Below are 12,744 nucleotides of genomic sequence, written 5' to 3'. Positions count from 1 at the left end.
GAGTTGGCGAGGGAAAACAACTCGCTTCGTCATCAGATATCGTTATTCAGTGGGCTAAAACCTGAGCCAGTTTCTTTACCCCTGCAATAATTTCGTCAGGTGAATGCGCGGCAAAACCTAACAGAATAGCCTGACGTTCTGGCTTTATCTGACTGTAACGTGATAATGGCTGAGCACCTAACCCGGCTTTACGGCACTCCTCAATCACAGCAGATTCCTGAATGTCAGCGGATAACCAGCAAACCAGATGAATACCTGAATCTAGCGGTTCGGCCGTCATTATTCCGCATAAGTAAGTTTGTATCGCATCCAGCATGACTTGCTGGCGTTCATGGCAGGCTTTTCTTATTCTTCTGACGTGGCGTGCATAATGGCCTTGCGAAATAAAACTTGCCAGAATAGCCTGGTCTAAATAAGGCGTTCGGGTATCGGTATAGTATTTAGCTATTTTAAATGCTTCTGTCAGACTTTCCGGTATCACCAGAAACCCGATATGAAATCCGGGAAACATCATCTTGGAAAAGGTTCCCGCGTAGATAACGCGCTGGTGTTTATCTAAACCTTGCAGGGCGGGCAGTGGCTGGGAGGTGTATCTGAACTCGCTATTATAGTCATCTTCAAAAATCCACATCTTATTATCAGCGGCCCAGTCAAGCAGCGCCATCCTTCGGGATAAACTTAAGGTTCCACCAAGGGGAAATTGATGCGAGGGGGAAGTAAACATCATTTTAGCCTCCGGCCAGTGCCGTATCGCATAATCGATATTCATTCCCTGTTTATCACTGATAACCGGACGCACTTTGGCACCAAGAGCCGTAAATGCGCCTAAAGCGCCATCATAACCCGGCTCATCTAACCAAACCTGATCCCCTTTTTGCAACAGAACCTGGCCGGCAAGATTCATGGCTTGTTGGGTACCATTGACGATAAGCACTTGCTCATCACTACAATCAACGCCGCGAGTCGTGCGGACATATTTACTGATAGCCTGGCGTAATGGCAGGTATCCCATTGGCTGATTAAGTTTCCAGTCCTGATGACGAAACTGACGCCAGACTCGCCCGGAAAGCCGCCCCCAGAGTTCATAGGGGAAGAGGTCTGTACAACCGACACCAATATTAAAAGTTCTGTTGTGACCGGCATAGGGTAAGGTCTTATCCCATATTTCTTTTATGGCGTTTATCTGGGGATTAATATTCGCGTTTTTCTGTTCAGGGTTTTTATCGTTATGGGGTGATGGCGATTTAATCTCAATCATCTCATCCGGAATTATCGACGTAACATAGGTTCCCGACCCCTTTTTCGTCTGCAAATACCCCTCATCAATCAGCCTGTCGAGGCCGGATAAAATAGAGTTTCGTGAAATTGACATCATTTCACTGAGGGTTCTGCTGGAAGGGATTTTTTTCCCGGCCTGAAGCTGGCCGCTCAATATCAGTTCTTTAATAGCGAAATAAAACTGGTCTTTGATTTTACCTTTCTGAAGCAATAATCCAGGAAAGCTGGCCACATTTTTTTTCATTAAAAAGTGGATCCCTATAAAATTTAATAAGTGTATCTTATATGATACCACCTCAGGCGTTACTCTTTCACCACGCAATAGATAAAATACCAGTAAGGTGATTGATATGACTGATTATAATGAAGAAATCTCAGTAGTAGCGGTACAAGAAGATGATTATCTCCAGTGGCTCCCGATGTGGATAAAGTATCAGCAGTTTTATGAAGTTCAGTTATCAGAAGAGACCACCCTTAAAACCTGGCAGCGGTTTTTCAATACAGACCAGGCCCTGTATTGTGCGGTGGCTAAACAAGGGGCAACATTACTCGGATTTGTGCACTATGTTTTTCATGGTTCAACATGGTCAGTTAATGATTTCTGTTATCTGGAAGATTTGTTTGTAGCAGAAAATTGCCGGGGTAAAAATATCGGTAAACAGCTGATTGAACACGTCAAGCAGCAGGCAAGCGAGCGGCAGTGTGGTCGCTTGTACTGGCATACCCAGGAAAAAAATAGCACCGCACAGCGGCTTTATGACTGGGTGGCGGTCAAACCCGGCGTGATTGAGTACCGGTTACCGCTCTGATGGGAATATCCCTGATTTAAAAGAGACAGCGGTGCTCTGTTTGTGCCAACATCTGAGGTCATTGTTAGCACTGGTACTGCTGTTATGATTTCTGTTCCTTTTCCGGTCGTTACGTTATTCACACTGATTTATTTGCTGGCAATGGCACTGTTTCCTGAAAAACAGCGTCACAGTGGTACTGTGCGTTTTCTTATTGCTTGTATCGTTCTTATTTCTGTCAGTACTTTACGCTGGGAATATGATTCAACTCTTCTGAGGAATATTCAGTCAGGCCTGGCGATATTTTTACCGCCTCTGGCCTGGCATAGTTTTGCCTCGATGACTGATATCAGCGGACAGCGCCGCTCACTGCTGTTGTACCTGCCTCCAGCCGGTGCCCTCTTATTGCGTATAGTCTGGCCTGCCGCAACGGACGTTATTCTTTTTTTGATATTTTCCGGGTACGGATTGAGTTTGCTACGAATGGCAAAGCGAGGCGAGGATAGTTTTATTCTTAGCCGACTGGGCGATGCATCTAATATCACCAGAATGACCTTTTTTGCTGGCTGTTTTCTCTGTATCTCAGGGCTGACCGATCTTATTGTTAGCCTTGATTTCAGTATTGCTGACGGAAAACTGGCTCCGGTTATTATTGTTATTTTCCAGGTCACACTGTTACCCCTTATTGGTGTGTTACTTCTGAAAGCGGGAAAAAACGTTGCACTACCAGTGATGGATACTTATAAAGTGGCCCGGCCTGTAAGCACTGTTATCGAACCGGGTGAATTAGCAGAGATTTATTTCAGACTTGATAAATACGTTCGTGAAACTCAAATTTACCTTAATTCCGAGTTAACGCTTAATCTCCTGGCGAGAAAAACCGGTATTCCCGGCCGACAAGTTTCAGCGGCAATAAACTCACAAGCTCAGTGCAATTTATCCCAGTGGATTAACGGGTTCCGGATTGAACGGGCCAGAGAGCTGTTGCTCAGCACTCCAATGCCCGTTACCGAAATTATGCTGGAATCTGGTTTTATCACTAAATCTAATTTTAACCGGGAATTTCAGCGTATTACTGGCGCCTCTCCAACATTATTTCGCCAGCAGGCGGGTGATAGCCAAGAGATGAATTCAGAAATAAGCTAATGTTCTTAATAAGACCTTGATGGATATCTGTTCGTTTAGCGCCAGGGGCATCCTTGCAGACAATATCATCGCCAGGCGATCCTTCATTAATGAGCACTTCTGCTCCGGGTTTACACAGCTGCATAAAACTGAAGTGTGTGGTGCCTTCCACAACAGTAAACTGCTGCCATTTCTGAGGTATGTTGGCGGCAAGATAGGCTGATTCCTGTTCGGCGGATAATGAGGCCAGCTTGTCCATTCGGGCCGCCAGAATAAGTACTGGCAGGTTAATATCATGCAGGCTCTGAGGGGTAAAACCTGGCGCTAATCCCAAATCGAGAGAAACCACGGCTTTAACTCGGGGATCTCTGTGACTTGCGGCGAGTTTTTCCTGAGATAGTGTCTTATCAATACCCAATTTTTCTATTAATTTACAGTCACCCCGTTGTGGATAGTGCTGACAGTCTTGAATCAGTTGTGTCGGTTCAAAGCGAGCGCCTGCCAGCGACATAACCGTCCAGCCTCCTAGTGAGTGTCCTAAAGCGGCAATTCGTTCCTGATCAGTTTTTCCGAATAAATTGGGCGCATTTATGATGAAATCAATAACCCGGGTCAGCTCTTGTGGGCGTCTCCAGAGCTGTTTTGCCGCCACGGGATCCTGATTAAAGGTTGTGGTACCCGGATGATCCGGGGCGGCAACAATATAGCCTTGCTCTGCCATCGCCGCTGCAATCCAGGACAAATTACGCCAGTTCCCGTTATAGCCATGCGAAATAATCAGCAGGGGATGTAGCCCTGGTAAAGTGGGCGCATCGCGGATGACGTTGACACCGAAAAAAGCCGGGTTTTCGCCGACAGATTCAACTGCCTCTTGAGAAGCGGTGGGATACCACACAGAAATATTTAACGCCGAAGATGTAACCTGACGAAAGCCGGGACTGGCATTCGCCTGGGTTGCGAACAATAAAGCAGATAAGAAAAGAATATGACGTATACACATCTGGATGACCCTGTAGTGATGAAGTGTGTTGTTATATTTAAAACAGGTACGATATATACAACGAAGCACCGCATCAGGGCGTCCTGGAACAGGATTCAGGTCGTCAATTGAGGTATTTTTTACTGATTTATGGACCTTACTACCAGAGTTGCTGAAAGTGATGAGTCAGGTAAAGGCTTTACATCGCCAGTACCAGCGATTTTATCTTCTCTGCTTTCTCAAAATGATCGAGTTTCATCTCCATAATCCACCACTGGGCGACTTCCATTAACTGCTCGGGCTCATCATTTTTGTTGGCAAAAAAGGCATAGAACGAGAGTCCGACATTACTACCTTTAGCCGCTATTTTTGCCTCGCAAATACTCAGTATCTTTTTCTTTATTGCTGGCTGCACAATATTACCTTTTCTATATATTGGAACTTAACTAACAATAACACCAGTTTGCCTGTACGAAAAAATTGTCTTGCAGATAGCAAATGGTTGCAGGAGATAACAGGTTGTCACAGGGGAGAGGGAAGAAGCTGGTTATAGCGAGATGATATTATTGCAGAGGTGAGTAAACCGCTGTAAACCTATGTCGACAGCGGTTTTTCAGGATAAGTTAGCGGCTGATCTGATGGCCGATAACGCCCCCTACAGCAGCACCACCAACGGTACCTACTGCACTTCCTCCGGTCAGCACTGCACCGCCAACCGCACCTATACCTGCACCAACAGCTGTATCACGACCGCGATTAGACATATTTCCGCAGGCAGTGATGGAAAGGGTGAGCACTACTACGACTGCGACAGAAACGCTACGTTTTAAGAGCATGATTAACCTCACTCCCATCAGTAATAATGGAATACAAAAAGGGTTTCTATGATGCTTTTGCACCATCCCTGAGCCTGATAGATAAAATTTACGTGTTACAACGATGTTGCGATAGGTAAAAATTCCTATTTATCGACGAGAGAGGTTGGGGGAATGAATAAATCAGGGGGAAACGGAGTAGAAAACAGCAGCCTGAACCCTGAACAGAAACGGGCTGCTTAAGTCAGCGACTAATCTTTTCTTTTTTTCTTGGTTGACCTGAATCGTGGCCGAGTAAAATATGAGAATAGTATGGCTAATCCTCCGGTAATTAGTATTAATATCAATATGATGATTAATGTTAAGTTCATTTTTTACACCATGGTTTAAAATTGCTATTAGGTAAGATAAAACCGTGGAGAAGTAACCCGAGGGGTCTGAAACGAATGCTCCAGATATTGTTCTGACTTTTTACTTGCGGACAACACCCTGTACAGGCTGAAACAGAGAAAACAGTCTGCATAAACATAGATTTTGGTTTATTCAACTTAAAATCCTTTTTATATTGGTTTTTAATGTTGTTATGGATGTCATGAATTATTTTTAATCATTGATTCAAAGTGATTTCTGCTGACTAATTAGGAATTTGTTTTATCTTGTATGGCGCAGGAATAACAGCATACATATTGGTGTGTTTTGAAGTGGAAATGTCTGAGAAATAGTCATCTGCGATGAAGGGGAGGCCATTGTGCTGCAGAACAGGCAGGGTATGTTATATATGCATAACATTATGTTTGAATACAAAAAAGTGTCAATGATTGAGGGTGGAATATATCAACGGTCAGAAGATAAACGGCTAGCTCAGCTTAAAATAAATAATGATCTTTATAACAATGATTCAACCTCATGAAAGGGCGCTGATTCAAAAAGATATCCTTGTAAACCCCAAATATTAGCTTGTTGTAAAACAGGTAAATACTGCTTACTTTCTACACCTTCTACGACAATTTTATCACAGTACTTTCTGATATTTTTAATTAATAAAGGGAAAGTGTTTTTTTGTATCTCTTCTTTAAAAAAATAGCGATCAATTTTTGCCACTTCAAAGTAGCCGTTAAGCAGGCAAGTGATATTTGCATTCCCGGCACCAAGATCATCAAGCCAGAGTCCATTACTGCCTTGCTTAAGTGACTTCAGCAGAGGATTTTTTAATTCCGGGTCCCGGTCATGAAAATGTTCAGATATCTCAAATTTCACAAAAGGCATTGACGCAAAACGTTTTTTTAAAAACTCATCACTAGTGAGAATGGTTGCCATATCATTCTCAATATTGACTGTGCAGAACAAACCGTTGCTTTCAAACCAGTGCCGTTTTGAGGCTATATTATCGCACTGTTCATAAAGAAAGACCCGTTTCCTTTCGATATCCCAGCCAGAAATAACAAACTGCGGGTGTAATGGTTTGTTTGTATTCAAAACAAAGCGAGTAAGCAGCTCCACTCCAAGCAGATTTTCATGAATATTTACTATTGGTTCAGCAACGAATTCGATGTTCATTTGAATCCCATATATAAATAATATAAATCGTTAACAGGAAATTACTCAGAGAGATTTCTGTAAGCTGTAATACTCACAATGTTTAAATAGACTGTTGTGTGAACTATCGTTTGCGCTTAGTTACAGGAAGCCTGGCGCTTCTTGCATCTATGATATAGGATATAATAAATACAATCGCGGCAATAGATAGCACTATGGCTAACATAATGAAGAATAAATTTTCCACTTTTAACCTTAGGTATGTTGTCGTTTTATAATTTTATAAAGTTATATTAAATTTTTTTATTATCATGAATACCTTTCAAGTATTTCAGTTGTTGAGAAAGATAAAAAATAGATTTATAAATCCAGCCAGGAATGAACTCCTGTAAATTATTTAAGCATATGGTTGAGATATTTTTTAATATGTCTGGTTGCATTTTTAATATGAAATTTTTAAATATCCTTATGAATTTTTAAACTATCAAATTAGTTAGCTAGAACTGAGTTTGTATACTAAAAATCATACCATTCTACGAATGTTAAATTGTTGTTAATAACCATGTAAGAAAAAAATCCTATTCTCTTCATCGATGATGTAAGTATCATTTCATAGTCAGTGGCATCTGTTATTGATCATTTAATACCGAATAGGAATTTTATTAATCATGACATGGAATATTTACAAATAGAAATAGTTTAAAACGATCGATGATTAAATTTTGATAGTCAAAAGCTATCAATACTTGGTTATTGATCTGCCTTTCCAATTAAAAAGAGATTGACAATTAAATGAAACACCCCATATAGAAGTGAAATTCTATATCAATCAATTTGTTATGTTATTTTTCATTCAGAATGAAACTGATTATAATTTAGATTTATGAGTTTGAAATATATTTTTACATTAGCGTGGCTAATACAGCTGGTAGTTATAAAGGAGTAGAAAAAACAATGAATGCCTTGAAGAGGAAATAAATATTATCTTCATATCTTTTTTTAATGACAGTTTAATGTTTTCTTAAGATTTTATTTGTCTCTAAAATTCAGTGATTAATTAAAGGAACGACTCAATATCTATATATAGAGCAATTTTCAGGTGATAATTAAGGACCCAAACTGCGCTTCACCGGCGCGTTATTCACACGCTTGTGCATGGCCTCCGAAAGCATCAGCGCCATTCTTAGTTGTTTTCAGGAGGAAAAGACGCACTCTTAGTTAGGATTATGCGGGAAAAACGAGCACAGGCTGTTTAAGTGGTGTGCGAGATACCGCCAGAATACTGAAAGTAGCCATTAACACCGCCAATCTATCTTGCGTTATGACCATTATATTGAATAGGAATTGTTGGCGTAATCGCGACTATTTTTATTTTCCGCGTTACGCCTTTTTTTATTCTACGGTATAAACGAGGAAATCTTCTGCCAGTACGGTAGACGGAAATACTTCCCGGCATTCTGTGAGCAACTGTTGACAACCCTCGGCATCGTAGCGAGAACTAAAGTGGGTTGCAATTAGGGCGCCGACTTCCGCATCGCGCGCCAGTTCCGCCGTTTGCTGGCTGGATGAATGTCCTCGTCCGTTGGCTTTTTCTGCCATAGCCTGTTCGAGAGTGACCTCATGAATCATAACATCCACGCCGCGTGCCAGCTCCAGAGCCTCAGCGCAGGGTGCTGTATCTCCAAAAATAGCCAGTCTCTTACCCGGAGTGGGGGGGCCAAGATATTTGCTGCCATCAATTACACGACCATCCTCCAGCTCAATGGTTAAACCCTGCTTTAAGCGGTGGAATAATGGACCAGGGGGCACTCCGTCGGCAATAAGCTGAGAGGCATCCAGAGAGCCTGGCTTATCATGCTGTTCAATACGATAACCGTAGCATTCGACCGGATGGTTTAGCGGCCAGGCGGTGACCCTGTAGCCAGCTTCGTCAAAAACTAACCCTGGTACGACTTCGACGATGGTGAGTGGATAATCGATCCAGGAGCCGCTAAGGCGCAGCGCGGTTTCTACAAACTCTGCAAGCCCTTTGGGTCCGTACAGTGTCAGTGGCAGCGAAGCCCCCTGCATTGAGCGGCTGCACAGCAGGCCGGGGAGACCAAACAGATGATCGCCATGTAAATGGGTGATAAAAATTTTATTCAGTTTACCGGGATTATACGGCGTACGAAGAAACTGATGCTGAGTACCCTCTCCGCAATCGAACAGCCACATCTCAGCCCCTGTTGGCTGTTGCAAGTTCAGCACTATCGACGTCATATTTCGCGTGCGGGTAGGGACGCCTGCAGATGTCCCCAAAAATAGTAATTCCATCGTCCAATGTCCTTAGGGCACAAGTTAAAAATAAAGTATACCAGTGAGGGATGATGTTTCTAATTTAAACAACGATAGCAGGGCTGCTATAGCAATCAAATCGCCCGGAATGAGTTTGAGGGAAAAGCGAATACGCATATTTGAATTATTTTAAAAATAAAGGTGAGAAACCACAATAGGGTGTGGATCACACGAATATTCTTATTTTTTTATAGGCTTGTTACCCAACAATGATAGATCGAATGATTGAAGCTGGTTCAGAAATTATGATAAACAGATATGGACATTTGTAAGTCTGGACTTAAATGAAATTATCGGATGTCATGGATAAAATAGTGCACAGGAATAGTTGATATGATGAGATATTTATCACTGCTGATAGTGATGCTTCTGGCAGGCTGTACAAGTGCACCAAACTTGCCGCCTACCGATACCATTGTAGCCGTTAAACCTATTGAGTCCGGTATTATTGCCAGCTCGGCTAAATACAGTTACCGATTTTTTCGTAGCGGCGTGCCGCAGGAATATCAGCGTTATAAGACATTTTATGAACGCTTTCATCAACAGGCCTCCGGAGTACGGGTTAACTTTATGGTAGAACAACATGAAGTGACGGCAGAGTACCTGGTTGTGATCGATAAACGAAAACTGGATGCCGGGCAGCATGCGGTGCTGAACAATGAGTATCATGCGATGCCGATTGATAACGACCGACTCGGTGTTTTGTTTAAAGCGTCAGGATTTTGGTCCTCATCCTATGCTCCAGAACTGGCCGTGCCTTACCAGCTGGAACAGCCAGTGGTGGTATCCATTAATGATAAGACCAAAACGCTGAGCACTTTGGGAACCGTCGCCCTGATCCCTTTAGTTCCCTTGTTTCCACTGTTTATGATGTACGGATGCGCTACAGGACCCTGCATATAAGAAAAATAGCCGCTTCTGAAACGAGCAGACATTACCAGGCGATCCAGGAAGGTTATGATAAAGCCTCCAGCTGAATCTCTACTGCCTGCCTGGGCTGAGCTGAGCTGAGCTGAAGATAGGCTGGCACAGTGATGAAGTTAATCAGTGGCGAACGAGATCGTACGACAGTCTTGATGACTGGATAAAAAGCGACTCGGAGATGCTGGTACGTTGCACCTCAGGATTTTTTTGTCGTAAGCCCGCAATCCTCACTTTAAACGACCTTAAACGCTATGCTGCAATGGGGATCTCTCTGGAAGATCTGAAAACTCGGTTCAAGTGCTCGAAATGTGGCAAGCGTGGAGCCAGCATCGCAGTGTTTTGATTCGCTCTTAGCTGAAACGCCACGGGAACGGGTGTGTAAAACCATCTTCCTATGACAATAGAATATCCCCCATTATACTTTGGGCAGAGGATATTCTCGTCGACAGCAGAAAAGGGGATAAGAATGTGTACACGCGTTGTTTGGCCGGATGCAAATGGTGCCGTTATTGTAGGCCGTAATATGGACTTCCAGAAGGATCTGATGACAAACCTGTGGATGCAGCCACGAGGCATCACCCGAAATGATGGTGTCAATGGCGAGCTGACGTGGACTTCTCGTTACGGAAGCCTGGTGGCCACGGCGTTTGATCTGATCTCCGTTGATGGTATGAATGAAGCCGGACTGGCAGGTCATATCTTATGGCTTGCGGAATCTGACTACGGTGCACCAGACGCTTCCCGTACGCAGCTTAGCCAGGCGGTCTGGTTGCAGTATTTTCTCGATAATTTTTCATCTGTCGCTGATGCGGTTGACTGGATAGAGAAATCAGGGGTGCAAGTTGTGCAAATGGAAGACCCTACCGGCGGAAGCCCTCCGGCTATCCATCTCGCATTGGACGATGCCAAAGGCGATTCATGCATTATTGAATACAGCGCCGGTAAGCCAGTGGTCTATCACAGCCGGGAATATCGCGTGATGACAAACTCACCAACCTATGATCAACAACTCGCTCTGGCGCAAACTTTCACTGGGTTGGGTGGAGAGCTGCCGCTGCCAGGCTCTACGTTGGCCAGCGATCGCTTTGCCAGAGCCAGCTACTATGTCAGCCGTCTCAGTCAGCCAGCAACACAAGTTGAAGCTATCGCTGCAATGTTGAGCGTGATGCGTAATGCTGCTCAGCCTTTCCGTATCCCGGATCCGGGCAAACCTGATGCTTCACAAACGCTGTGGCAGGTAGTGATGGATTTAACCCACCGTCGTTATGTCTTTGAGTCCACCACGCGGCCAAATATCGTTTGGGTTAATTTTGACGAGCTTGATTTCTCCAGCTCATCTCCGCAGGCCAAACTGAATCTGGTGAATGATCTCACCCTGGAGAACGGGATTTCCGGGAACGTGAGCAGTCATTTTAAGCAAGGCGAAGATCTGAAATTACTGACGCTGGATATGATGAAATCGGGGCATTAAAAGCCGGTCAGTTCCCTGATGATGACCAGAGTGCGGACTGAGTAAGGTCCGCTTCTGGCGGGGGGCTGTTATCTGTTATAGCCTCTTCCTTGGTTAATGCGATGGCAGCCAGGCCATCAGCAGCAGGGACAATTGTGTGAGTTAGCTCACCCATTGCTCATCTTATTCTTTACAGGAATAACGTCATACTCTTATTTTATTAATGAAATGTGAGCGGATTACAATCTCTGTAATTGAATCCCGTCAGAGATTTCTATCGACTGAAAATTACATTTTATATTACTCGCTCACATTTTTAGGGAAAGCCGTTAAATACGTTTGAATGACAATGATGGAGTATCTTCGATGGGCATTTCTATGAGAGACAGAATAAAAGCAGGCAAATTGTATACCGATATGTGCGAAGGCCTGCCGGAAGAGAGATTACATGGAAAAGAGTTAATGTATGAATTTAACCATACACGTCCATCAGAGGTTGAAAAAAGGACGAAACTTGTTGGTGAAATGTTTGGAACGGTAGGAAAACATGCCTGGATAGAACCTCCTGTCTATTTTTCCTACGGGTCTAATATTCACATTGGCGATAATTTCTACGCAAACTTCAATTTGACCGTAGTCGATGATTATATTGTGACCATAGGCGATAACGTTTTAATTGCGCCAAACGTCACGATTTCCGTAACAGGGCACCCTGTTCATCATGAATTGAGAAAATCCGGAGAAATGTTCTCATTTCCGGTAACAATAGAAAATAATGTGTGGATCGGTAGTCAGGTCGTTATCAATCCAGGGGTTACTATAGGTGAGAACTCAGTCATCGGCGCGGGAAGCGTAGTGACAAAGAATGTTCCCCCTAATGTGGTTGCTGCTGGTGTCCCGTGCAAAGTGATCAGGGACATTACCGACAAAGATAAAGAGTATTACCATAAGGACTTTAAAGTGGAAGCAGAGGGTTAGTAGAAACCGATCTGCCCACAGTCACTGAAAAAGGTATCAGGGAACTACTCCGGAATCAGGACGCGACTTTATCGCGTGGATCATCAATATGCTGTTTTGCAACATCATAGCGAATGCCTTCGCGGTTCAGGATGCGGACATGTTTCACCACCGTTCCCAGCGCTTTCAAGAACGTTTCTGACTGTTCGTGGCGTTCATAGGCTTCGGGGCTGGCCCAGCCTTCGGAAAGATGAAAAGTATCAGGATTGACCAGATCCTGAGAAAAAGCATAAAACACGCAGCCTGGCAGCTGTTGTGCAGCCAGCATCTCTGGTTTTACCGCATCGATGAAGGTTTGCCGATCATCGGGGTGTACGCGATAGTACGCGCTGACGATAATTTCGGTAGCCAGGGTTTTATCATGATCCCCCGCGGAAGAAATACTGAGATTGGTTCTGTACAGATTCATTGTTCTCTCCAGATAGGTGTAGCCAGATGCAGATCAAGTTCAGCCTGAGAGCTTGCTACAGACCCTCGATTGATGACGTGAAACAACGA

The 12,744-nt window shown here is 43.7% G+C and carries 12 protein-coding genes; 5 read left to right on the top strand and 7 right to left on the bottom strand.

Annotated elements, in window-relative coordinates; translation table 11 throughout:
* Positions 1-46 precede the first annotated feature (46 nt).
* Positions 47-1,522: a MocR-like pyridoxine biosynthesis transcription factor PdxR gene (gene pdxR / locus M2387_RS04990; protein WP_259047560.1), complete on the bottom strand. Its 1,476-nt coding sequence runs from the start codon at positions 1,520-1,522 to the stop codon at positions 47-49.
* A gap of 106 nt (positions 1,523-1,628) precedes the next feature.
* Here pdxR and M2387_RS04985 point away from each other — a divergent pair, with 106 nt between their 5' ends.
* Both M2387_RS04985 and M2387_RS04980 read left to right on the top strand, forming a co-directional pair.
* A complete protein-coding gene (locus M2387_RS04985; RefSeq protein WP_259047559.1) occupies positions 1,629-2,087 on the top strand; it encodes a GNAT family N-acetyltransferase in 459 nt (152 codons plus the stop codon).
* 84 nt (positions 2,088-2,171) lie between these two features.
* Positions 2,172-3,212 (top strand): helix-turn-helix domain-containing protein, encoded by a 1,041-nt coding sequence (locus M2387_RS04980; RefSeq protein WP_259047558.1) that lies wholly within the window; start codon positions 2,172-2,174, stop codon positions 3,210-3,212.
* On the opposite strand, the gene M2387_RS04975 is transcribed toward M2387_RS04980, so the two are convergent.
* From M2387_RS04975 to rnz, 5 genes are all read right to left on the bottom strand, one after another.
* Complete coding sequence (locus M2387_RS04975) at positions 3,139-4,191, bottom strand: alpha/beta hydrolase family protein (protein ID WP_259047557.1); 1,053 nt, start codon at positions 4,189-4,191, stop codon at positions 3,139-3,141. The two genes, M2387_RS04980 and M2387_RS04975, sit on opposite strands and share 74 nt — an antisense overlap.
* Before the next feature lie 178 nt (positions 4,192-4,369).
* The gene (locus M2387_RS04970; protein WP_259047556.1) at positions 4,370-4,585 is read right to left on the bottom strand and encodes a DUF6500 family protein; all 216 of its coding nucleotides are present in this window, start codon (positions 4,583-4,585) and stop codon (positions 4,370-4,372) included.
* A gap of 208 nt (positions 4,586-4,793) precedes the next feature.
* Positions 4,794-5,006, bottom strand: a complete 213-nt coding sequence (locus M2387_RS04965; protein ID WP_259047555.1) for a glycine zipper 2TM domain-containing protein — start codon at positions 5,004-5,006, stop codon at positions 4,794-4,796.
* Between the two features lie 864 nt (positions 5,007-5,870).
* Positions 5,871-6,542, bottom strand: a complete 672-nt coding sequence (locus M2387_RS04960; protein WP_259047554.1) for an EAL domain-containing protein — start codon at positions 6,540-6,542, stop codon at positions 5,871-5,873.
* Between the two features lie 1,371 nt (positions 6,543-7,913).
* Positions 7,914-8,834 (bottom strand): ribonuclease Z, encoded by a 921-nt coding sequence (rnz, locus tag M2387_RS04955; protein WP_259047553.1) that lies wholly within the window; start codon positions 8,832-8,834, stop codon positions 7,914-7,916.
* A gap of 354 nt (positions 8,835-9,188) precedes the next feature.
* Here rnz and M2387_RS04950 point away from each other — a divergent pair, with 354 nt between their 5' ends.
* The 3 genes from M2387_RS04950 to lacA all read left to right on the top strand — a co-directional run bounded on the left by M2387_RS04950 (position 9,189) and on the right by lacA (position 12,207).
* Positions 9,189-9,758: a hypothetical protein gene (locus M2387_RS04950; RefSeq protein ID WP_259047552.1), complete on the top strand. Its 570-nt coding sequence runs from the start codon at positions 9,189-9,191 to the stop codon at positions 9,756-9,758.
* Between the two features lie 487 nt (positions 9,759-10,245).
* Positions 10,246-11,250, top strand: coding sequence for a linear amide C-N hydrolase (locus M2387_RS04945; RefSeq protein WP_259047551.1), 1,005 nt, complete (start codon positions 10,246-10,248; stop codon positions 11,248-11,250).
* A gap of 345 nt (positions 11,251-11,595) precedes the next feature.
* Positions 11,596-12,207 (top strand): galactoside O-acetyltransferase, encoded by a 612-nt coding sequence (gene lacA / locus M2387_RS04940; RefSeq protein WP_259047550.1) that lies wholly within the window; start codon positions 11,596-11,598, stop codon positions 12,205-12,207.
* Positions 12,208-12,262: 55 nt separating this feature from the next.
* On the opposite strand, the gene M2387_RS04935 is transcribed toward lacA, so the two are convergent.
* A complete protein-coding gene (locus M2387_RS04935; RefSeq protein ID WP_259047549.1) occupies positions 12,263-12,655 on the bottom strand; it encodes a putative quinol monooxygenase in 393 nt (130 codons plus the stop codon).
* Positions 12,656-12,744: the final 89 nt, after the last annotated feature.

The organism is Klebsiella sp. BIGb0407, assembly GCF_024807845.1.
Taxonomy (GTDB): domain Bacteria; phylum Pseudomonadota; class Gammaproteobacteria; order Enterobacterales; family Enterobacteriaceae; genus JGM124.
The sequence above is the reverse complement of the archived record's forward strand: the minus strand, read 5'-3'. Positions and strand labels throughout refer to the sequence as shown.

Excerpts from the sequence above, each read along its gene's own strand:
- pdxR (WP_259047560.1), bottom strand. The coding sequence starts at position 1,522 with ATGAAAAAAAATGTGGCCAGCTTTCCTGGATTATTGCTTCAGAAAGGT.
- M2387_RS04985 (WP_259047559.1), top strand. The coding sequence starts at position 1,629 with ATGACTGATTATAATGAAGAAATCTCAGTAGTAGCGGTACAAGAAGAT.
- M2387_RS04980 (WP_259047558.1), top strand. The coding sequence starts at position 2,172 with ATGATTTCTGTTCCTTTTCCGGTCGTTACGTTATTCACACTGATTTAT.
- M2387_RS04975 (WP_259047557.1), bottom strand. The coding sequence starts at position 4,191 with ATGTGTATACGTCATATTCTTTTCTTATCTGCTTTATTGTTCGCAACC.
- M2387_RS04965 (WP_259047555.1), bottom strand. The coding sequence starts at position 5,006 with ATGCTCTTAAAACGTAGCGTTTCTGTCGCAGTCGTAGTAGTGCTCACC.
- M2387_RS04960 (WP_259047554.1), bottom strand. The coding sequence starts at position 6,542 with ATGAACATCGAATTCGTTGCTGAACCAATAGTAAATATTCATGAAAAT.
- rnz (WP_259047553.1), bottom strand. The coding sequence starts at position 8,834 with ATGGAATTACTATTTTTGGGGACATCTGCAGGCGTCCCTACCCGCACG.
- M2387_RS04950 (WP_259047552.1), top strand. The coding sequence starts at position 9,189 with ATGATGAGATATTTATCACTGCTGATAGTGATGCTTCTGGCAGGCTGT.
- M2387_RS04945 (WP_259047551.1), top strand. The coding sequence starts at position 10,246 with ATGTGTACACGCGTTGTTTGGCCGGATGCAAATGGTGCCGTTATTGTA.
- lacA (WP_259047550.1), top strand. The coding sequence starts at position 11,596 with ATGGGCATTTCTATGAGAGACAGAATAAAAGCAGGCAAATTGTATACC.
- M2387_RS04935 (WP_259047549.1), bottom strand. The coding sequence starts at position 12,655 with ATGAATCTGTACAGAACCAATCTCAGTATTTCTTCCGCGGGGGATCAT.